The organism is Burkholderia sp. HI2500 (genome assembly GCF_002223055.1).
Taxonomy (GTDB): domain Bacteria; phylum Pseudomonadota; class Gammaproteobacteria; order Burkholderiales; family Burkholderiaceae; genus Burkholderia.
This window is the reverse complement of the sequence record NZ_NKFL01000007.1, coordinates 94,198-112,478: the sequence shown is the minus strand read 5'-3', so window position 1 is coordinate 112,478 and position 18,281 is coordinate 94,198. Positions and strand designations below refer to the sequence as shown.

The following is an 18,281-nucleotide window of genomic DNA, read 5'->3' as shown; positions in this document are numbered from 1 at the left end:
GAGGGGTATCGCCGCATTCCGTCCGGATCAGCGTGGCGGGCCCGTCATGCGGCTCAGCGGGCCGAACGCCGCGCACTCGGCAATCCACGTGCGCTGCTCGCCGGCGACCTGCTCGACGGCACGTTGCCTGCTGGCGATCTCGTTGTTCGTCGAGTCGCCCAGCGGGCTCGTCGTCAGTTCGATCAGCCGGCGTGCCAGCCCGGGGAGCGACACCACGAAATCCGCATAAGGCACGGCGTGCAGCGGCATGTCGGACGCAAACGCTTCGTCGGGATCCTGGACGATCGTGGTGCCCCCGCACGACTGGATCGCATCGAGGCCGGCCGCGCCGTCGTCCAGCAGGCCGGTCAGGATCACGCCGATGGCGCGCGGCCCCATTTCGATCGCGACGCTGCGAAACAGCGGATCGATTGCGGGCCTCGCGAAGTTCTGCTTGGCGCCGCGCATGAGGCGCAGCACCGCGCCTTCGACGATCAGATGGCGATCCGGCGGCGCCACGTAGATCCTGCCTGGCAGGTAGGTCTCACCGTCCTTGGCGTGCACTGCATGAAGCGGGCCCGCCGAACTCAGCAGCGACGGCAGGAAACTGTCATGCGCGCCGACGTGCAGGACGATCGCGATCGTCGCCTGCAAGTCGCGCGGAAGGCGCGAAACGAGGGTGCGAAGCGTATCGACGCCGCCCGACGACGTACCGATTGCGATGAAGTCCCGATGAGTCAATGTGCCTCCGATATTCCCGCTGCTTCAAGTGTAGACCCGCATCGCACGCACATTCTTCACTTCTTTGAAAACGTATTCACCGAGCGCCCGGTCGGCCCGGAGGAATCGGGCGCGCAATTCTCGTACCGCACTGCCCGCGCCGGTGGTGTCAGACCACATTCCGCTCATCTCCACGGTTCATCGGTCTGTCCGTAATGATCGATATACGGACATCTTTCCCCGATGTACTTTCCGCTCGTCCCTGACTTAAGCTTGGTTACCGTCGTTTCCCACCCAGGTTCATTACTTCACAGGTGAAGGAATGGTCGTCCAGAGACTTTCATTTCGCGCCGTCGCGGGCAAGCTGCAAGTCATCACGGTATGGCGATGCCTGTGGCGAAGCGGCGTACGTGTATGCCGCTGGAGCATGCATGTCGACCAGCGCTCGGGCGTCGAATCGATGACGGTCGATATCGTCGGACCGGATTCGCTGCTGGCCGACGACGTCATGGTGATGCTCGGTGACTCATCCTTGCAATTGACTGTCACGCTGTTTCATATGGACGTGGTGCCGAATTCGGCAGTCGTGCAGGGACGCAGCAAGGAACGGTTGCGCGAGGCAGCGAATTCGGTCGCCACCGTTCGCCCGCATCCGAAGCTGACGCTGGTCAGGGATATCACCCGCCACGTCGCACGCACCGAACGAGACTGATTGCTTTCGACGCGCAAGCCGCGTCCGCCAAGCAATACCGTCTCACCCCATTCAGAACGAAACGGTAAAGATTGCCTGACAGGCAATCCAGGAGACAAACATGCTGAGCCCTCACGAAATTGCGGCGCTCATGCTGGTCAAGGCATCGCCCGACCAGATCGACATGAGCAGCGAGGAATTCGATACGCTGCGTACGCAGCAGCTCGTGGAATTCGAGACCCTGGCTTCCGGCGCGCATCGCCTGCGCATGACGCACAACGGCGAAACGCTGCTTCGCATCGTTACGCAAACGTATTGAAAGGCACCCTGACGGTGCAGCGACACATGCCGACGAGGCGATCGAACCGCGGCGGCCATTTCCATTCAGGAGAGCGTAGATCATGAATACCCGGGAGCTGGTTTCGAGCGCGCAGCGCGCCCATTTCGACTTCGCATTCGGTCTGGCCGGTGCGTTACTCGATGAAGTCGGGAAACTGGCCGAACTCAATGCACGATTTACACGGTCGGCCCTGAAGGACGCGTGGGTGGCCGCGGAAAGCGCGATCGACAAGCCGCAGGACTGGACAGCCGTCCCGCGCGCGTTCACCGAGCCGCTGGCCGAGAAGCTCCAGTCCTACCATCGCGAGTGGCTCGATATCGTGTCGACCGGCCACGCCGACGTGATCAAGGTCGCCCAGGCCGGCAGCGACCAATACGTGCACCGGATCCAGGCGTTCGTCGATGATGCGGCGAAGTTCGCGCCGTCCGGCTCCGAGGCCACCGTCGCGGCCTGGAACTCCGCGGTCGTCGCCGCGAACACGCTGTACCAGACCCTCGGCAGCACCGGGCAGCAAGCCGTCGAAGTCGCGCGCAGCAACTTCGACGTCGCCGCGCTCGCCGCGTCGAAGCAGGCCAAACGGGCGGTCGACCAGGAACAGCAGGCCGCCAAACGATAGCGGCCGATGCGGGCGGCGGAACCGGTTGCCGCAGGCGGATCGAATCGACGGCGATCGCCATCCGCCGCCCAGCGCCTTGTACAACGCGACGAAATCGGTCGTCGTCCGCAGCGCGCCCGGCTCGGCTTGTTGCCGGCCCTGTGACCATCGCCGCTCGGCGTCGAGCACGTCGAGAAACGGCGACAACCCGTTGCGATAGCGGTCGCGCGCCAGGTCGAGCGCGCGCTGTTCGGCCTTCACCGCGTCGTCGAGCGCGGCCGCGGCGGCGTGCGTCAGCTCGAATGGCCGTCGGTCGGCGCCTTGTACTCGCTGCGCGTGCCCAGCGCGTCCTCCACGCCGTGCACGCCATGCAGCGCGGCCACGCCGTCGACGACCGCCTGCCGTTCGGATTCCTCGATCTGGCCGGTGAGGCACACGCGCCCGCGCTCGACCCGCACCTCGACGTCGCGCGGGCGAGCGACGAGCCGGGGTCGTAGCGGTCGATATGAAGGGTACGCGGATCGCTCATCGGATTCCGCCCTGGCGCGAGACGGCTTGCGTTGACGGTGGGCTGGCGCCATGCCGGTCACGGGCCGTCCAGGCGCCGGTCGATCAGGTCGCGGCCACGCTCGATGCCCTCGCGCAGCGCCTCGAGCTCGGTCAACCACGCGCGGCCGGCCGGCGCCGGCACGGTCAACTCGATGCGAGCGCCGTCGACATACACCTGCACCTCGTCACGCCATGCGCCGCGTTCGTCGCGCCGCGCCCAGACGAGAATCTCGTGACCACGATACGGGTTGCGAACCTGCGCGTCCTGTTGGTGCCCCATGGTGGTCTCCTGTCCATATCTGCGATGTCGATGCAAAAAATGCACGCCGCCTGTCGCGGGTTGCGCCCCCGCCCTCTGCGCATGCGCCGTTCCCGGCCGGCACGCGGCTTGCGTGCCTGATGCGCGTCGAAGCGCCGCCGGCCACGGCTCGTACCCATCGGAAGGAGGACACGTCATGATCGGCCCTCTCGAACTGCTCGGACGCCTGCTGCTGGCGGCGTTGCTCGGCAGCGTGATCGGGCGCGAGCGCGTGCGCGTGAAGCGGTTCATCGTCCAGCAATCGGACGACGATCCCGACACCGACGACATTTCGGTGTCCTTCTCGCGCACGAGCGGCCCGGAGTTCGACGCCATCTGCGAGACGCTGAAAAACCTCGCCTGCGTCCGCGCCTGTCGACCCGAGTCCTCGTCAAGGAGTTTCGCGTGACCCAGACCCAATTGCCCGCTTATCTCGTGACGCGCCGGCTTGCCCCCCGCATGCGGTCGGGCGCGGGGTTCACCACCGGCCGACCGATCGACACGCTGCGTGCGGGGCTCGCGCGTCATCACGCCGAATGCGGGTGCCTCGGGCAAATCCGCATCGCACACGCAACGACGACGCTCGCGCAAGGCATCGACGACGTCGCCGTCATGCGCGGCAGTGGCGCCCCCGGCAAACGCGTACGGCTCGATGCGCATTCGCCCGGGCGGCGGGCACCGCGTGCGCGCCGCGATGCGCGGCTGACGCACCTCGACGGCGACCGGGAGGCCGATACCCGATGACCGTGGCGGATCGCACGACACGCGCCGACGAGACGGCCGTCGACGCCCCGCAGGCGAGCGACATCCCGCGGCACGGCCTGCTCGAACGCGGCCGCAACTGCGACACGATCCGCGCCGCGGACCGCTTCACGATGCTCGTCGACGGCGATGCGTACTTCTCGACGCTGCGCGCCGCGCTGCTGCGCGCACGCCATACGGTGTTCATCGTCGGCTGGGACGTCGACAGCCGGATGCGGCTCGCGCCGGGCGGCCCCGACGACACGCTCCCCGACACGCTCGCGGCATTCCTGCACGCGCTGGCCGCCCGGCGGCACAACCTGCGCATCTATGTGCTCGCGTGGGATTTCGCGATGATCTACGCGCTGGAGCGCGACTGGCCGCCCGTGTATCGCGCCGGCTGGCGGGCCCATCGCGGCATCGTGTTCCGGCTCGACGGCGCGCATCCGCGCGGCGCGTCCCATCACCAGAAGCTGGTCGTGATCGACGACCGGCTCGCGTTCGTCGGCGGGCTCGACCTGACACGCGCGCGCTGGGACACACCGGCGCACGCGGCCGGCGACCCGCGCCGCCACGACGAAGACGGCACGCCGTACGCGCCGTTTCACGACGTGCAGGCGATGTTCGACGGCGACGCGGCGGCCGCGATCGGCGAGCAGGCGCGGGCGCGCTGGCGGCAGGCGTGCGGCCGCCCGATCGCGATCCGCGCGCAACGCCACCTCGAGCGGCCGGACGACGACGATCCGTGGCCGCCCGGCACCCGCGTCGACGTGCGCGACGTGCGGCTCGGCATCGCCTGCACGGCGCCGCGCCACGACGGCCGCGAGCCGGTGCGGCAGGTGCGCGCGCTCGTCGAGGACACGATCCGTGCGGCGCGCCGGCACCTGTATGTCGAAAACCAGTATTTCACCGCGGCGGTCGTGCGCGAAACGTTGTCCGCGCGCCTCGCCGACGCGCACGGGCCCGACGTGACCGTCGTCGCGCCGCGCGTGCAGAGCGGCTGGCTGCAGGAAGCGACGATGGGCGTGCTGCGTGCGCGGCTGCACGCGGCGCTCGTGTCGGCGGACCACTTCGGCCGCTACCGCCTGCTGTATCCGCACGTCGACGGGCTCGGCGACGCGTGCGTGAACGTCCACAGCAAGCTCGCGATCGCCGATGACGAATGCCTCGTGATCGGCAGCGCGAACCTCAACAACCGTTCGATGCTGCTCGACACCGAATGCTGCGTCGCGCTCGTCGCGGCCGGCGATGCGCGCATCCGCGCCGCGATCGCCGCGCTGCGCGAGCGGCTGCTGGCCGAACATCTCGGCACGGCGCCCGCGGCCGTGGCCGATGCATTCGCGCGCACCGAGCGACCGAACACCGCGCTCGACCGGTTGCGCGCGAAGCCGGGCCGCACGCTGCGCACGCTCGACCCGGCCGTCGCGCCGCAACTCGATGCGCTCGTGCCGGTCAGCGCGCGGCTCGACCCCGAGCAGCCGATCGAACCCGACCGGTTCGTACGCGAGTTCGTGCCGCACGACCGCCATCGCCCGCTGACCGCGCGGTTTCTCGCGCTCGGCATGGCCGTGCTGCTGGTCGCCGCGCTCGCGCTCGCCTGGCGCTTCACGCCGCTCGGCGAACGGGTGAACGTCGCGTCGCTCGCGCATGCGCTGGCCACGCTCGCGCAACGGCCCGCCGCGCCTGCGCTGCTGCTGGCCGGCTACGTGGTCGCGGCCACCTTCGCGGTGCCGATCACGCTGCTGATCACCGCGACGGGGCTCGTGTTCGGCGCGTGGCCGGGCGTGGCCTACGCGGCCGTCGGCACGATGGCGGCCGCGGCCGCGAATTACGGGATCGGCCGCTGGCTCGGGCGGGATGCCGTGCGCCGGCTCGCCGGCGCACGCGCGAACCGGCTCAGCGAGCACATCGGCCGGCGCGGTGTGCTCGCGATGGCCGTGCTGCGGCTGTTGCCGATCGCGCCGTTTACCGTCGTGAACCTCGTCGCCGGCGCGTCGCATATCGGCCTGCGCGACTACCTGGTCGGCACCGCGATCGGCATGCTGCCCGGCCTCGTGCTGACCGTCACGTTCGCGCACCAGCTCACAGCCGCGCTGAGCCATCCACGGCCCGGCGCGTTCGCGTGGCTCGCGGCGATCGGCCTCGCACTGGTCGGCATCTCGGTGCTGCTCGTCAGGGTGTTGCGACGATGGCGCTGAGCACGCATGCGGCGCCGCCGCCGCAAGTCATCGCCGCCGACGACGCACCGGCCGCCGCGCCGGGCGGACGCGACTGGCGGATCGCGACGTACAACATCCGCGGCGGCTACGGCGCGTGGCCGGCGCGCGCGGCCGACCGGATCGCGGCCGTGATCGACGAACTCGACGCGGACGTGATCGCGCTGCAGGAAGTCCCGCTCGGCGGCACGCGCGCGCCCGACGTGCTTGCGCACCTGCGCGACGCGACCGGCATGCATGCGGTGGCCGGCCCGACGATCGACACGCCGGAGCGCCGCTACGGCAACGCGGTGCTGTCGCGCTGCCCGATCCGCGCGGCACGCACGCTCGACCTGTCGTTTCACTCGCACGAACCGCGCGGCGCGCTCGACGCCGACATCGATTGCGGCGCGCTCACGCTGCGCGTGGTCGCGACCCACCTCGGGCTGTCGGCGAGCGAGCGCAGCGCGCAGGTGCAGCGGCTGCTCGCAGCCTTCGACACGGGGGCGATGCCGGTGATCCTGCTCGGCGACATCAACGAATGGTTCGTGCGCGGCCGGGCGCTGCAGGCGCTCGTCACGCGGTTCCGGCGCGCGCCGGCGCCGCGCACGTTCCCGACCGTCTACCCGGTGTTCTCGCTGGACCGGATCTGGATTCATCCGGGCGAATGGCTGGTCGACGTGGTCGTGCACCGCAGCGCCCGCGCGCGGCATGCGTCGGATCACTACCCGCTCGTCGCGCGGATGCGGCTGCCGGGTGACACGAAAGGGGTCGCCACGCTGCGCACGTTCGATTCACGGTGAACGGTTTCGACAACGCAGGGCGCGCGCATGTGAACCGGCAAACTCGCCGGAACGGAGGACGCGTCATGACGCGCACGTGTGCCGTGTGCCGTGTGCCGATGACGAACCCGTTTGCACCTCATGTGCCGTTGCGCACGTCCGTGCCGTCACATCGCGCGGACGGGCCGCACTTGAACTTCACGACCACTCTTCCGGCGGCAACGCCCCGCCGTCGTCCTCCCACAACGGCTGGCCCGTCTCGCCGCCGCTGCCCGCGATCACCGTCCCGCGCGTCGTTTGCTGCTTCCGGGCCGCCCGCGTGCCACGCGACGTCGCGCTTGCGTGGCGCGTGCGCGTGGGCGCCACGGTGTGCTGCGCGCCACCGCGCCCGTCGCCCGTCGATTCGGTCTTCGTCTTCGTTTTCGTCTTCGGCCGTCCAGTTGAAGCCACGCTCATGATCTTCTCCGATACGAATGAACCAGCAAGCCGATCCGCAAGATCGGTGCCCCTTCCAGGCAGGCGGATTGCTCCTTGCATCGGTTCCTGATCATCGCCCCGGAGACAACGATGCCGACCGACCTCAACCCGCCGCCACCCGAGCGCCATCGGCTCGGCGAATGGATGGCCCGCGAAGAAGCGCACATGGCCGCGTTCCGCGAAAAAATCGCGGCCGCAGCCCGCGCGCATGCCGGCGACCGGCTGCGTACGCCGGCCGTGCAGGAACTCGCGCGGCTGTTCGACGATCATGCAGTGCTGCGCATGACGCTGGTCCGCGCGATCGATGAAGCGGTCGAATCGGGCCGCCGGCTCGGCTATACGTCGATCGACGAGTTGATGACCGTCCTGGATCACCTGATGACCTACACGCCGCCGTTCAGCGACGCGAGCCTGATCGTGTGCCCGATCAATGCCTTTCTCGACTGGCCGATGTGCATGCCGTCGGGCCATGCGCTGTTTCGCGACGCCGCCGTCAACGCGCATCTGCAGAACGTGCTGAACGTATGGTGCGGCTTCCTTGGCGGCCCGCATTCGCGCGCGCATCTCGACACGTCGGCGCCCGACGGCTGGTTCTGCGACGCGGCGCGCGAGCGCATCGGGCTATCGCAGTTCCAGTATCGCGACGACCAGCCGCACGGCGGCTTCACGTCGTGGAACGACTTCTTCACGCGGCGCTTTCGTGACGGCGCGCGCCCGATCGCGGCGCCCGACGATCCGCACGTGATCGTCAGCGCGTGCGAGGCCGCGCCGTACCACGTCGAATCGAACGTGAAGCTGCGCGACCGGTTCTGGATCAAGGCGCAACCGTATTCGCTGCGCGACATCTTCACGCCGGCCCGGCTGTCGCTCGCCGAGCGCTTCGTCGGCGGCGACCTGTACCAGGCCTATCTCAGCGCGTACAACTACCACCGCTGGCACGCGCCGGTGCGCGGGGTCGTCACGCATGCGTACCGGGTTCACGGCACCTACTACTCGATCGTCGAGGCGGAAGGCCCCGACCCGGCCGGGCTGAACGACTCCCAGGGGTACACGACGGCGGTCGCGACGCGCGCCGTGGTCGCGATCGCCTGCGACGATCCCGGCATCGGCACCGTTGCTGCGGTGTTCGTCGGCATGGGCGACGTGTCGTCCTGCGTGATCGACGTCGTGCCGGGCCAGCGCGTCGACAAGGGCGACGAGATCGGTTATTTCCAGTTCGGCGGCTCGACCTGCTGCCTGCTGTTCGAAGCCGGTGTGATCGACCGGTTCGTGTACGCGCCGCCGTTCGACCACGACGCTGCCGTCGTGAACGTCAATTCACCGGTCGCGATCGCACGGTGAGTCGCACGTGCGTCGGGCTTGCAGGCTCGACGCACGCCGGCTAGCGGTGCAATGTTTTCAACGGTTTGTAATGCCGCGGAACGTCGGTGGATCGTCGATCAGCGTGACACGACGCATGGCGCGCCCGCCACGGGTTCACGCCGCCCGTGGCGCCAGGGAATCGATCAGCGCGCCGTTGAAGGCCGGCAGGTCGTCCGGCTTGCGGCTCGTGATGAACGGGCCGTCACGGACGACCTCCTGGTCGACCCACTTGCCGCCCGCATGACGGATATCGTCCTGAAGGCTCGGCCAGCTCGTCATCGTGCGGCCTTCCACGAGGCCGGAAGACACGAGCAGCCAGCCCCCATGGCAGATCGCCGCGACCGGCTTGCCGGCGCCGACGGCCGCCGTCACGAACTCGCGCGCGGCCGGCACCATCCGGATCGCGTCGCCGTTCACGACGCCGCCGGGCAGCACGACCGCGTCGTAATCGCCCTCGCGCGCCTCGTCGAACGTGCGGTCGACCTTCACGCGCGCGCCTTTGTCGACGTGCCTGAAGCCCTGGATCTCGCCACCCTTCTCCGAAATCACGTCGACCTGCGCGCCTTCCGCCGCGAGCGCGCGCTGCGGTTCGACGAGTTCGGCTTCCTCGAAGCCGTCGACCGCGAGGATCGCCACCTTGCAATGAACCAGCCTTCCGCTCATGAAGCCCTCCGTCAGTGACGCGGCACACGTCGTGCCGCGCCGGTTTCGCAGCAAGCGGCGTGCCGTTTCCGCCCACGGGACGCGCCCACCGTCAGGGAACGGTTTCGCGCCGCGCGGGCGGCTGATCGCGTTCGACAAGGATCCGAGGGCGATCGAGACGGCGCAGGGCATCGAGGATGCGCGCCCGGCACGCGGATTTCCCGCTTGCAAGGGCCGATGCCGTCCGGGCGCGACCGCCGCCTGCGAACCGTGAGACGCCGTCGCGCACCCCGCTACTGCAGGTGACTCGCCGCGTCCAGCATCGCGTCGGTCACTTCGATCGTGAGCGTCAGGCTCTCATCGGTATCGGGCACACGGTCGAGCATCGCCTGCACCGTGTCATGCAAAATCGCATGCACGCGCATCCGCGTGCCGTCGTCGAGCGCCGCATACCGCTCCATCGTGTCGCTGTCGAGCGCCAGTTCGACCGCATGCCGCGCGTATTCGGGCGGCGCATCGGCCGTCAGCGCCCAGGTCGAGTGGAACTTGATCCTGCCTGTGGCCACGTCGACATGGACCGTCGTATCGAGATCGTCCGCTTCGGTCGCGTCGCCGTCGATCTCGTCGAAGTCATCGATCTCGTCGTTCTCCCGCCGGTTCCGGGAATTGGATTGCATGATGCCCTCCTGTGTCATGGCGGCGTGCCCGTCGCGGGAAACCTCGCCGCCTTCGTCGGCACGGCGCCGTCAATAGCCGCTGGAACCCGCGCTGCCCGCCCCGCCGGCACCGCCGCCGCCCGTGCCCGTCGACCCGGGCGAGCTGCCGTTGCCGTTGCCGGTGCCGCTGCCGCCCGCCCCCGCGCCATTGGGGCCGCCCGGCTTCACATGGCCGGCCGATCCGCTGTGCGAACGCGAGCCTTGTGTCGCACCCTGCCGCTGCACGGGTGCAGGCGGAGGCGGCGCGGCCGTATTGCCGTTGGTGCCCGGCGTCGACATGTCCATCGACGGATTCGGCGCGCCGGTGCCCTCGTCCGGGCGCTGCGAGTTCTGCGCCCATGCGGCCGGCGCGGCCGCGATGATCGCGACAGCCGCGCACGCCAGCACGCGCGGCGCGACACACTTCGATTCGGATACCGATTTCATGAAGTTTTCTCCCTGATAGAGACCACGTGATGGAAATTCCTGCCCCTTCCTTTCAGCAAGGCCCATGCCGCGGTCAGCACGCGTGCTGGCTTTCATGTCGACATCGCCGCCGAAAAACGGGCACCCCCATCCGCAGCGTCGGCGTTGACGCATTCACGTTTCAGCGCCCAGCCGCGCACGCATCGACGCGGTGATGCGCTGCCGCGCGTGCGCATAGCCTTCCCACGGATCGCGTTTCAACGCATCGAGGCGTTCACGCAGCGTGTCGATCGTCCATTGCGCACCGCCCGTCGTGTCGGGCACCTCGTCCCAGTCGAGCGGCACCGATACGCCCATGCCGGGCCGCGCGCGCACCGAATACGCGGCGATCGTGCTCGCGCCGCGGCCGTTGCGCAGGTAGTCGACGAAGATCTTGCCGCGCCGGTGGCGCGGCCCCATCGTCGCCGTGAAACGGTCGGGCAGCGCGCCCGCGACGTGCTGCGCCACCGCGCGCGAGAAATCCTTCACGTCGTCCCAGCCCGCATGCCGCGTGAGCGGCACGACGACGTGCAGCCCCTTGCCGCCGCTCGTCTTGCAGAACGACGCGAGGCCCAGCTCATCGAGCAGCCCGCGCACGAGCTGCGCGGCGTCGATCATCGCGCGCCACGGCAGCGCCGGATCGGGATCGAGGTCGAACACGATGCGGTCCGGCCGCTCGATGTTCGACGCGTGCGCATTCCACGTGTGCAGCTCGACCGTGCCCATCTGCGCGGCGCCGAGCAGCGCGTCGACGCTGTCGATCGACAGCAGCGGCCCGTGGCCGGGATCGAGCCCTTCGTGCTGCGTGACGAACGGGATCTCGCGGCGCTCGGCATGCTTCTGGAAGAACAGTTCGCCGGCGATGTCGCCCGGTGCGCGCACGAGCGACACGGGCCGGCCCTTCAGGTCCGGCAGCAGCCACGGCGCGACCCATTGCCAGTAGTGCGCGAGGTCGATCTTGCGCGTGCCGCTTTGCGGATCGAGCACCCGCTCGGGATGCGTGATGCGCACGCGGCCGACGCGATCGGCGGCGGCCGCGCGCTGCGTGTCGCCGGCAGACGCGGACGCGCGCGCGCCATGCTTGCGGCCGTGCGCCGTATCGGTAGGCGGGGCATGCGAGGATGCGCCATGCGCCGCGCGGGTTTCGTTCATCGTCGCCTCCGTTTCGGTTGGCCGCGGCACTTCGCGGACGATCTGCCGCGCCGGCTTGTCTTCGCGCAGCGCGATGAACGCCGCCTGCCGCACGATGCCGTCGCTCGTCCATTCCGCGAATTCGCATTCGGCGACGAGCGTCGGCTCGACCCAGTGGACGCGCGTGCGGGACCGTTCGCGCGGCGGCGGGTCGAACGGCGTCGTGCCGCGTTCGTGCTGGCGCAGCGTCGCCGCGAGCCGGTCGAGCAGACGCGTATCGAACCCGGTGCCGACCCGGCCGACATAGCGCAACGGCGGTTTGCCGCGTGGCCGCTTGCCGCCCGCGGCCGGTTCGTACACGCCGAGCAGCAACGCGCCGAAGCCGTGCCGGCTGCCCGACGGCTCGGTATAGCCGCCGATCACGAACTCCTGCCGCCGCCGGCATTTCAGCTTGATCCACGCGGACGAGCGGCCACCGCGATAGCGTGAATCCGCGCGCTTGCCGATCAATCCTTCGAGCCCCGTGTCGCACGCGCTCGCGATCAGCGACGCGACGTCGTCGCCGAGATCGGGCGAGTAGCGCAGCCGCGCGGGATCGCTGCCGGCGAGCAACGGTTCGAGCAGCGCGCGCCGCGCGGCGAGCGGCGCATCGCGCAGGTCGTATCCGTCGACGAAGGGCAGGTCGAACACGAACAGCGTCACCGCGTCCGAACGGCCCGCGCCGAGCGCGTTCTGCAGCGCCTGGAAATCGGGCAGCCCGTGCTCGCCCAGGACGACGGCCTCGCCGTCGAGCCACGCGTTGCCGACCTCGAGCGCCGCGAGCGCGTCGCGCTGCATGCGCAGCTTCGCGGTCCAGTCGCGACCTTCGCGCGTCATCAGCGTGACGTGCCGGCGCGCACCGCCGCCCGCGATCCGGGCCAGGATCCGGTATCCGTCGAATTTCACTTCGTAGCGCCAATCATGGTGAGCAGGTGGGGCATCGACAAGCGTCGCGAGTTGCGGCGTCACGCGCTCGGGCAATGCCGCGCGCACCGCGCCTTCCACCTGCGACGGATCGATCGCCGTCGTGCGCGCCCCGCCGTCATGCGGCGGGCGGGCAGGCGCCTTGCGCGCCGCCTTTGTCCGGCCGACATGCACGCTGCCCGGCTGCTGCGCGACGACATCGAAGCTGGCCGCATCGCGCGCGTCGTCGTCGCGTTCCTTGATCAGCAGCCATTGCTCCTGGCGCCCCTGCTGCCGCCCGCTGCGCACCAGCGCCCAGCCGCCGTGCAGCTTCGTGCCGTCGAGCCGGAACGTCAGCTTGCCCGCGCGGTAGCCGTCGCGCGCCCGGGCAATGCCGCCGTCGGGCGTCCAGGTGCCCTCGTCCCACACGGTGACCGAGCCCGCGCCGTAGTGGCCGGCCGGGATCTCGCCTTCGAACGACGCATATTCGAGCGGATGATCCTCGACGTGCACGGCCAGCCGCTTCACCGACGGGTCGATGCTCGGCCCTTTCGGCACCGCCCATGACTTGAGCGTGCCGTCGAGTTCGAGACGGAAATCGTAGTGCAGCCGCCGTGCGTGATGTTCCTGGATCACGAAGCGCAGCGGCCGGGCGCTGCGCGCGGCGGGTCGCGCATGATGCGCCTTTTGCGCCTTCTGAGCGTCAGCATCCGCGTGCGCTCGCCGCCGCCCGTGCGCTCCCTCGGGTTCCGGCGTCGCATCGAAGCGGCGCTTGCTGCGATAGGGTTCGAGCTTGCCGGCCATCGCGTCACCCTCCTTCCCGCGCCGTCACGCGGCGTGCTTGCGGCGCACGGCGGCCTTCTTCGCCGCGTGCGTGCCGGTCGCGCCGTGCTTCGCGGCCGCGCGCTTCGCCGGTGCCTTCGCCGTGCCTTTCGCGGACGTTTTCGCCGCCGGCTTGCGCCGCGCGCCCGTCGATGGCGAAGGCGAAGGCGCACGGGCCTCCTCGTCGTCGTCCGCGCGCGCGGCACGCGCACCACCGCCGCCCTTCAGGCTGCGCTTGAGCAGCTCGGTGAGATCGACCACGTTGGTCGCCGTGCGCGCCGTCTGCGCGGGCCGGTCCTCGATTTCCTCGATGCGGCCCGCGCGCACCTTGCGCTCGACCAGCTCGAGGATGTCGTCGCGGAACGTGTCGTGATACTCGTCGGGCGTCCAGGAGCCCGACATGTCGTCGATCAGCTTCTTCGCCATCGCGAGTTCGCGCGCACTGACGCCCGCGCGCTTCGCGTCGTCGGCCGGCACCGACAGTTCGTCCAGCGGCCGCAGTTCCTCCTGCCAGCGCAGCGTATCGAGCGCGAGCAGCGGCCCGACCGGAATCAGCGCGCCGAGATGCTGGCGGTCGCGCATCACGACGTGCGCGATGCCGATCTTGCCGCTGTCCTTCAGCGCGTCGCGCAGCAGCGCATAGACCTTCTCGCCCTTGCGGTCGGGCACGAGGTAGTACGGTGTGTCGAGATACAGGAACGACACGGCATCCTCGTCGACGAACGTGACGATGTCGACGGTCTGCGTCGACTCGGGGTTCGCCGCGCGGATCTCGTCGTCGGTCAGCACGACATAGCGCTCCTTCTCGTACTCGTAGCCGCGCACGATGTCCTCGCGCGTGACTTCCTTGCCGGTGCGCTTGTTGACCTGCCGATAGCCGACCGGGTCCATCGAGCGCTTGTCGAGCAGCCGGAACGACGGCTTCACGGTGCGCGTGGCCGGGAACAGCTGCACGGGCACGTGAACGAGCCCGAAGCTGATCGCGCCTTTCCAGATCATGCGTGTCATCGATGTCCTCCTTGCGGCGTCCGTCGCCGCGCGCAGCCGTCAGGGCCTTCGGCAACGGCTGCGCCGCACGATGCTGACGTGGCCGTTGCGCTCCAGGATCGCCGCGTCGACGTCCGACAGGTCGTCCGCGCCGAGCGCCTGACGCACGCTCTCATGGACGTCCGTCGGCGTGATCAGCGCCGCGCGCATCTGCGCGTCGTCGAAGCGGCCGTTGCGATACACCTCGCGCTCTGCGCCGACCAACAGCCGCTCGAGCCGGCGCGAGCGTACGCAGGCCCAGCCGATCACGCGATGCAGCAGCGCGATCGCGAGCGACGCGGCCACCGTCGCGACGAACGGCGACGCACCGACCACCGCGCGGCTCAGGATCGCGCCGAGCAGGATGCCGACCACGTAGTCGAACGGCGAACGCTGGCCGAACGCGCGCCGCCCGGCGATGCGGATCAGCACCAGCGCGATCGCGAACACGACGATCGCCCGCAGCACCATCTGCCCGGGGTCGAGCATCCGGCCCTGTCCGAACAGCCCGACGACGACGTCCATGATCGCGTGGCGCTAGGCCGGCAACTCGGCGGCCTGCTGCTCGCGTGCCCAGACGCGATGGCGGCCGAGGTGGTCGGACAGGTCGTTCAGGACTGCGTCGAGATCGACGGCCTGCCCGACGCACACGCCTTCGGCCGGGTCCGGCAGGTGCGCGGCGCTCAGCAATTGCCGCCCCGACCCGACGGCCGCGATCGGCTTCAGGTGCTTGAACGCTTCGCGCACGAAATGCCGCGCGTCGGCGCTGTGCGCGAGGTCGCGGCCGTCGCCGTCGCCGCCGCACACGAACACCGCGTCGAACATCACCGACGGCATGCCGGCCAGCGTCGCCTGCGGCACGATGCTGCCGATCGGCGCCAGCGTCGGCGCGACGATCGTCGGCACCGCATGCGCGGCCAGCAGCGCATCGCGCACCTGCTGGACGAGCGCCTGGCTCGTGCCGGCGGTCGCGATCAGCGCGATCTTGCGCGACCGGATGCCGGGCTTCGCGCGGCCGATCAGGCTCAGCGCCGGCGAACGCTGCGCGACTGCCGGCGTCGCGCCGCCGTGCGGCGCGGGCAGCCCGAGCCGTTCGGCCACCTGCGCGGCCAGCCCCGCGTCGAAGCGGGCGATGATGTCGTTGACCACCCGCTCGCGAATATGCGGCTGCGTCACCTTGCCGAGCTCGAAGCAGTAGGCGTCGCGGATATGCCGCTGCTCGATCTCGGTCATGCTCTGGTAGAACAGCGCGGCCTGCGAGAAATGATCGGCGAACGTCTCGCTGCGCACGCGCACCTTGTCGCCGTCGAGCGGCTCGTGCACGGTCTCGAAGCCGCCGCCGGCCGGCGCGGGCGGCGTCTCGCGCGGCCAGCCGCCGCTCGTCGAATTCGGTTCGTACGACGCCTGCCCGACGTTGATCGTCTGCCGGTGCATCGCATCGCGCTGGTTGTTCGCGAACGGGCACACCGGCCGGTTGATCGGGATCTCGTGGAAGTTCGGGCCGCCGAGCCGGCTCAATTGCGTATCGGTGTACGAGAACAGGCGCCCCTGTAGCAGCGGATCGTTCGTGAAGTCGATGCCGGGCACCACGTGCCCCGGATGAAACGCGACCTGCTCGGTCTCCGCGAAGAAGTTGTCGGGATTGCGGTTCAACGTCATCCGGCCGATGGGCCGCACCGGCACCAACTCTTCCGGCACCAGCTTGGTCGGGTCGAGCAGGTCGAAGTCGAACTTGCCGGCATCGGCCGGATCGATCATCTGCACGCAGAGTTCGAATTCCGGATAGTCGCCGCGCTCGATCGCCATCCACAAGTCGCGCCGGTTGAAGTCCGGGTCATGGCCGGCGATCCGCTGCGCCTCGTCCCACAGCAGCGAATACGCGCCGCTCACGGGCCGCCAGTGGAACTTCACGAAACGCTCTGCGCCGGCCGCGTTCACGAAGCGGAACGTGTGCACGCCGAAACCGTCCATCGCGCGAAAGCTCGCGGGCAGCGCGCGGTCGGACATCAGCCACAGCACCATGTGGGTGGTTTCCGGCACCAGCGACACGAAATCCCAGAACGTGTCGTGCGCGGACGCGCCGGTCGGCATCTCGTTCGGCGCCTCGGGCTTCACCGCATGCACGAAGTCGGGAAACTTGATCGCATCCTGGATGAAGAACACCGGCATGTTGTTGCCGACGAGGTCGTAGTTGCCCTCTTCGGTATAAAACTTCACCGCGAAGCCCCGCACGTCGCGCACGGTGTCCGCCGAGCCGCGCGGCCCCTGCACCGTCGAGAAACGCACGTACACCGGCGTTTCGGCGGCCGGGTCCTGCAGGAACGCGGCCTTCGTGTAGTCGGCCATCGGCTCGTACACGCGGAACACGCCGTGCGCGGCCGAGCCGCGCGCATGCACCACGCGCTCCGGAATGCGCTCGTGATCGAAATGCGTGATCTTCTCGCGCATGATGAAGTCTTCGAGCAGCGACGGGCCGCGCGGGCCGCCGCGCAACGTGTTCTGGTTGTCGGCGATCCGCACGCCCTGGTTGGTGCGCAGCGCCTCGTGGTCGGGCCGCGAGCGGTGCTCGTCGAGCTGGCGCGATTTCGCGCTGTCCTGCGGCTGGGCGGGCGGCGTCTTGCCGGATGAGGGGGAATGGGTCATCGATCGGGTCCTCGTGGCGTTCGGAAGGGTATCCGCCGCGCGCGCGCCGCTTGGCTGCGGCGCGCACGGGCGGACGGCAGGAAAACCGGCACGGCCGGGCGCGACCGCCCCGCCGGCCGGCGGGGGTTTCAGGGTGCGCGCAATGCTGCGTCGAGTTCGGCACGCGTCACGTCGAGCGCGACGTTGCACTCGATCGCCGCATCGTCGACGCGCGGCTTGCGTGCGTCCACCGCGCGCCGCGCGTGGTCGCACAGACGGGTGCGCACGCGCAGCCGTTCGGCCGCGTCGAGCGACGCATAGCGGGTGATCACGTCCGGGTCGAACCGCAGGTCGACCGCGCAACGCCAGTCGCGCGCGCTTGCGTCGGCCGGCACGCGCACCCACGACACCTGGATGGTCAGCCGCCCGGACGCGTCGTCCGCATGCACGACGACGGTCGATTCCGACGGGAAACCGTTCGCGAGCGCATGCTCGAGTTCCGCGATGCGCTGCGACCGGTCGGGCGTGACGCTCATCGTCGGACGACGCCCAGCAGCAGCGTGACCAGGAAGATCACCACGAAGATGTAGAACAGGATCTTCGCGATCTCCGCCGCGCCGGCTGCGATGCCGCCGAAACCGAACACGGCCGCGATGATCGCGATGATGAAGAAGATGATGGCGTATCGAAGCATGGAACCCTCCTGGATGACAGCGGTCACCGGTACGTATCGGCGTCGATCAGGCGTCGTGCTTGTGTTTCGGTTTGCCGTGGGCCGGCGTGGAAGCCATTTTCTCGAGCTCTTTTTCGCTCATCGACTTGGCCATCGACTTCGAAGGCGGTTTGAGGTCCTTCATTTTCGTCTCGCCGCGCTTGGCCGACAGGGCGGCCCCGGCGGCGCGTTGCTGGGCCTGCGATTTGGCTGGCATGGTCGTGCTCCTCTCGTGGGTGCGCGCATCGCGGCAGGCGGTGGCACGCACGCGGTTGAACGTGGTCGAGTGCGGTCGAATCGCCCGGCCGTCACGCCGCGTCGCCGCACCGCGGGCCGGCTCGCGAAGAGCGTCATCGCCTGGCGATCCTTCGCCACGGTGCCACGCGCAAGAACGATGCCTCGGCCGCGTGGCCCCGGCGAAGCCCGCCTCGAAAGCGGCCCGGCGGGTCGATTCACGGTTGACCGTCTGCATGCCTCATGCATTGAGCGTGCCAG

General features: G+C 69.5%; 22 protein-coding genes and 2 pseudogenes. 8 read left to right on the top strand and 16 right to left on the bottom strand.

What is annotated here, in order from left to right; translation table 11 throughout:
- Positions 1-27: 27 nt before the first annotated feature.
- The gene (locus CFB45_RS32865) at positions 28-720 is read right to left on the bottom strand and encodes a chemotaxis protein CheB (RefSeq protein WP_089429315.1); all 693 of its coding nucleotides are present in this window, start codon (positions 718-720) and stop codon (positions 28-30) included.
- A 24-nt stretch (positions 721-744) separates the two neighbouring features.
- Positions 745-879, bottom strand: coding sequence for a hypothetical protein (locus CFB45_RS39670; protein WP_256978459.1), 135 nt, complete (start codon positions 877-879; stop codon positions 745-747).
- 142 nt (positions 880-1,021) lie between these two features.
- Here CFB45_RS39670 and CFB45_RS32860 point away from each other — a divergent pair, with 142 nt between their 5' ends.
- The 3 genes from CFB45_RS32860 to CFB45_RS32850 all read left to right on the top strand — a co-directional run bounded on the left by CFB45_RS32860 (position 1,022) and on the right by CFB45_RS32850 (position 2,346).
- The gene (locus tag CFB45_RS32860) at positions 1,022-1,411 is read left to right on the top strand and encodes a hypothetical protein (protein WP_089429314.1); all 390 of its coding nucleotides are present in this window, start codon (positions 1,022-1,024) and stop codon (positions 1,409-1,411) included.
- Positions 1,412-1,511: 100 nt separating this feature from the next.
- A complete protein-coding gene (locus CFB45_RS32855) occupies positions 1,512-1,709 on the top strand; it encodes a hypothetical protein (RefSeq protein WP_089429313.1) in 198 nt (65 codons plus the stop codon).
- An 82-nt stretch (positions 1,710-1,791) separates the two neighbouring features.
- On the top strand, positions 1,792-2,346 hold the full coding sequence (locus tag CFB45_RS32850; protein ID WP_089429312.1) for a phasin family protein: 555 nt from the start codon (positions 1,792-1,794) through the stop codon (positions 2,344-2,346).
- Between the two features lie 51 nt (positions 2,347-2,397).
- On the opposite strand, the pseudogene CFB45_RS32845 reads toward CFB45_RS32850, so the two are convergent.
- The 3 genes and pseudogenes from CFB45_RS32845 to CFB45_RS32835 form a co-directional block, all read right to left on the bottom strand.
- Positions 2,398-2,613, bottom strand: a pseudogene (locus CFB45_RS32845) (TolC family protein); the annotation flags it as partial.
- 5 nt (positions 2,614-2,618) lie between these two features.
- Positions 2,619-2,906 carry a BON domain-containing protein gene (locus CFB45_RS32840; RefSeq protein ID WP_089429311.1) on the bottom strand — a complete coding sequence of 96 codons (288 nt, stop codon included), beginning with the start codon at positions 2,904-2,906 and terminating at the stop codon, positions 2,619-2,621.
- Between the two features lie 5 nt (positions 2,907-2,911).
- Positions 2,912-3,154, bottom strand: coding sequence for a DUF6566 family protein (locus CFB45_RS32835; protein ID WP_089429310.1), 243 nt, complete (start codon positions 3,152-3,154; stop codon positions 2,912-2,914).
- 238 nt (positions 3,155-3,392) lie between these two features.
- On the opposite strand from CFB45_RS32835, the pseudogene CFB45_RS32830 reads away from it, so the two are divergent.
- The 4 genes and pseudogenes from CFB45_RS32830 to CFB45_RS32815 all read left to right on the top strand — a co-directional run.
- Positions 3,393-3,581: pseudogene (locus tag CFB45_RS32830) on the top strand (MgtC/SapB family protein); the annotation flags it as partial.
- Entirely contained in the window at positions 3,578-3,916 is a 339-nt protein-coding gene (locus CFB45_RS32825; protein WP_089429309.1) for a hypothetical protein, read from the top strand. The pseudogene CFB45_RS32830 and the gene CFB45_RS32825, both read left to right, overlap by 4 nt.
- The gene (locus CFB45_RS32820) at positions 3,913-6,111 is read left to right on the top strand and encodes a VTT domain-containing protein (RefSeq protein WP_089429308.1); all 2,199 of its coding nucleotides are present in this window, start codon (positions 3,913-3,915) and stop codon (positions 6,109-6,111) included. The genes CFB45_RS32825 and CFB45_RS32820 overlap by 4 nt, the downstream gene beginning before the upstream one ends.
- Entirely contained in the window at positions 6,102-6,911 is an 810-nt protein-coding gene (locus CFB45_RS32815) for an endonuclease/exonuclease/phosphatase family protein (protein ID WP_089429307.1), read from the top strand. The genes CFB45_RS32820 and CFB45_RS32815 overlap by 10 nt, the downstream gene beginning before the upstream one ends.
- 177 nt (positions 6,912-7,088) lie before the next feature.
- Here CFB45_RS32815 and CFB45_RS32810 read toward each other — a convergent pair whose 3' ends face one another.
- Positions 7,089-7,346 carry a hypothetical protein gene (locus CFB45_RS32810; protein ID WP_089429306.1) on the bottom strand — a complete coding sequence of 86 codons (258 nt, stop codon included), beginning with the start codon at positions 7,344-7,346 and terminating at the stop codon, positions 7,089-7,091.
- A 111-nt stretch (positions 7,347-7,457) separates the two neighbouring features.
- On the opposite strand from CFB45_RS32810, the gene CFB45_RS32805 reads away from it, so the two are divergent.
- Positions 7,458-8,708, top strand: a complete 1,251-nt coding sequence (locus CFB45_RS32805; RefSeq protein ID WP_089430084.1) for a phosphatidylserine decarboxylase family protein — start codon at positions 7,458-7,460, stop codon at positions 8,706-8,708.
- Between the two features lie 135 nt (positions 8,709-8,843).
- Here CFB45_RS32805 and CFB45_RS32800 read toward each other — a convergent pair whose 3' ends face one another.
- The 10 genes from CFB45_RS32800 to CFB45_RS32755 all read right to left on the bottom strand — a co-directional run bounded on the left by CFB45_RS32800 (position 8,844) and on the right by CFB45_RS32755 (position 18,003).
- Positions 8,844-9,392 (bottom strand): type 1 glutamine amidotransferase domain-containing protein, encoded by a 549-nt coding sequence (locus CFB45_RS32800; RefSeq protein WP_089430083.1) that lies wholly within the window; start codon positions 9,390-9,392, stop codon positions 8,844-8,846.
- Positions 9,393-9,664: 272 nt separating this feature from the next.
- Positions 9,665-10,048, bottom strand: coding sequence for a DUF3022 domain-containing protein (locus tag CFB45_RS32795; protein ID WP_089430082.1), 384 nt, complete (start codon positions 10,046-10,048; stop codon positions 9,665-9,667).
- Between the two features lie 69 nt (positions 10,049-10,117).
- Positions 10,118-10,513 carry a hypothetical protein gene (locus tag CFB45_RS32790; RefSeq protein WP_089429305.1) on the bottom strand — a complete coding sequence of 132 codons (396 nt, stop codon included), beginning with the start codon at positions 10,511-10,513 and terminating at the stop codon, positions 10,118-10,120.
- Between the two features lie 153 nt (positions 10,514-10,666).
- A complete protein-coding gene (gene ligD, locus CFB45_RS32785; protein WP_089429304.1) occupies positions 10,667-13,408 on the bottom strand; it encodes a DNA ligase D in 2,742 nt (913 codons plus the stop codon).
- Positions 13,409-13,432: 24 nt separating this feature from the next.
- Complete coding sequence (gene ku / locus CFB45_RS32780; RefSeq protein ID WP_089429303.1) at positions 13,433-14,434, bottom strand: non-homologous end joining protein Ku; 1,002 nt, start codon at positions 14,432-14,434, stop codon at positions 13,433-13,435.
- 39 nt (positions 14,435-14,473) lie between these two features.
- Positions 14,474-14,977: a DUF421 domain-containing protein gene (locus CFB45_RS32775; RefSeq protein ID WP_089429302.1), complete on the bottom strand. Its 504-nt coding sequence runs from the start codon at positions 14,975-14,977 to the stop codon at positions 14,474-14,476.
- A gap of 12 nt (positions 14,978-14,989) precedes the next feature.
- Entirely contained in the window at positions 14,990-17,095 is a 2,106-nt protein-coding gene (gene katE / locus CFB45_RS32770; RefSeq protein ID WP_089429301.1) for a catalase HPII, read from the bottom strand.
- 128 nt (positions 17,096-17,223) lie between these two features.
- A complete protein-coding gene (locus tag CFB45_RS32765; RefSeq protein ID WP_089429300.1) occupies positions 17,224-17,610 on the bottom strand; it encodes a DUF3022 domain-containing protein in 387 nt (128 codons plus the stop codon).
- The gene (locus CFB45_RS32760; protein ID WP_006767422.1) at positions 17,607-17,768 is read right to left on the bottom strand and encodes a DUF1328 family protein; all 162 of its coding nucleotides are present in this window, start codon (positions 17,766-17,768) and stop codon (positions 17,607-17,609) included. Before CFB45_RS32760 ends, CFB45_RS32765 begins: the two co-directional genes overlap by 4 nt.
- A 46-nt stretch (positions 17,769-17,814) precedes the next feature.
- The gene (locus CFB45_RS32755; protein WP_039371381.1) at positions 17,815-18,003 is read right to left on the bottom strand and encodes a DUF3008 family protein; all 189 of its coding nucleotides are present in this window, start codon (positions 18,001-18,003) and stop codon (positions 17,815-17,817) included.
- Positions 18,004-18,281: the final 278 nt, after the last annotated feature.

What these genes read in the sequence shown, in the direction of transcription:
- CFB45_RS39670 (WP_256978459.1), bottom strand. Translation starts at nt 879, where the DNA reads ATGTGGTCTGACACCACCGGCGCGGGCAGTGCGGTACGAGAATTGCGC.
- CFB45_RS32860 (WP_089429314.1), top strand. Translation starts at nt 1,022, where the DNA reads ATGGTCGTCCAGAGACTTTCATTTCGCGCCGTCGCGGGCAAGCTGCAA.
- CFB45_RS32855 (WP_089429313.1), top strand. Translation starts at nt 1,512, where the DNA reads ATGCTGAGCCCTCACGAAATTGCGGCGCTCATGCTGGTCAAGGCATCG.
- CFB45_RS32850 (WP_089429312.1), top strand. Translation starts at nt 1,792, where the DNA reads ATGAATACCCGGGAGCTGGTTTCGAGCGCGCAGCGCGCCCATTTCGAC.
- CFB45_RS32840 (WP_089429311.1), bottom strand. Translation starts at nt 2,906, where the DNA reads ATGGCGCCAGCCCACCGTCAACGCAAGCCGTCTCGCGCCAGGGCGGAA.
- CFB45_RS32835 (WP_089429310.1), bottom strand. Translation starts at nt 3,154, where the DNA reads ATGGGGCACCAACAGGACGCGCAGGTTCGCAACCCGTATCGTGGTCAC.
- CFB45_RS32820 (WP_089429308.1), top strand. Translation starts at nt 3,913, where the DNA reads ATGACCGTGGCGGATCGCACGACACGCGCCGACGAGACGGCCGTCGAC.
- CFB45_RS32815 (WP_089429307.1), top strand. Translation starts at nt 6,102, where the DNA reads ATGGCGCTGAGCACGCATGCGGCGCCGCCGCCGCAAGTCATCGCCGCC.
- CFB45_RS32810 (WP_089429306.1), bottom strand. Translation starts at nt 7,346, where the DNA reads ATGAGCGTGGCTTCAACTGGACGGCCGAAGACGAAAACGAAGACGAAG.
- CFB45_RS32805 (WP_089430084.1), top strand. Translation starts at nt 7,458, where the DNA reads ATGCCGACCGACCTCAACCCGCCGCCACCCGAGCGCCATCGGCTCGGC.
- CFB45_RS32800 (WP_089430083.1), bottom strand. Translation starts at nt 9,392, where the DNA reads ATGAGCGGAAGGCTGGTTCATTGCAAGGTGGCGATCCTCGCGGTCGAC.
- CFB45_RS32795 (WP_089430082.1), bottom strand. Translation starts at nt 10,048, where the DNA reads ATGCAATCCAATTCCCGGAACCGGCGGGAGAACGACGAGATCGATGAC.
- CFB45_RS32790 (WP_089429305.1), bottom strand. Translation starts at nt 10,513, where the DNA reads ATGAAATCGGTATCCGAATCGAAGTGTGTCGCGCCGCGCGTGCTGGCG.
- ligD (WP_089429304.1), bottom strand. Translation starts at nt 13,408, where the DNA reads ATGGCCGGCAAGCTCGAACCCTATCGCAGCAAGCGCCGCTTCGATGCG.
- ku (WP_089429303.1), bottom strand. Translation starts at nt 14,434, where the DNA reads ATGACACGCATGATCTGGAAAGGCGCGATCAGCTTCGGGCTCGTTCAC.
- CFB45_RS32775 (WP_089429302.1), bottom strand. Translation starts at nt 14,977, where the DNA reads ATGGACGTCGTCGTCGGGCTGTTCGGACAGGGCCGGATGCTCGACCCC.
- katE (WP_089429301.1), bottom strand. Translation starts at nt 17,095, where the DNA reads ATGACCCATTCCCCCTCATCCGGCAAGACGCCGCCCGCCCAGCCGCAG.
- CFB45_RS32765 (WP_089429300.1), bottom strand. Translation starts at nt 17,610, where the DNA reads ATGAGCGTCACGCCCGACCGGTCGCAGCGCATCGCGGAACTCGAGCAT.
- CFB45_RS32760 (WP_006767422.1), bottom strand. Translation starts at nt 17,768, where the DNA reads ATGCTTCGATACGCCATCATCTTCTTCATCATCGCGATCATCGCGGCC.
- CFB45_RS32755 (WP_039371381.1), bottom strand. Translation starts at nt 18,003, where the DNA reads ATGCCAGCCAAATCGCAGGCCCAGCAACGCGCCGCCGGGGCCGCCCTG.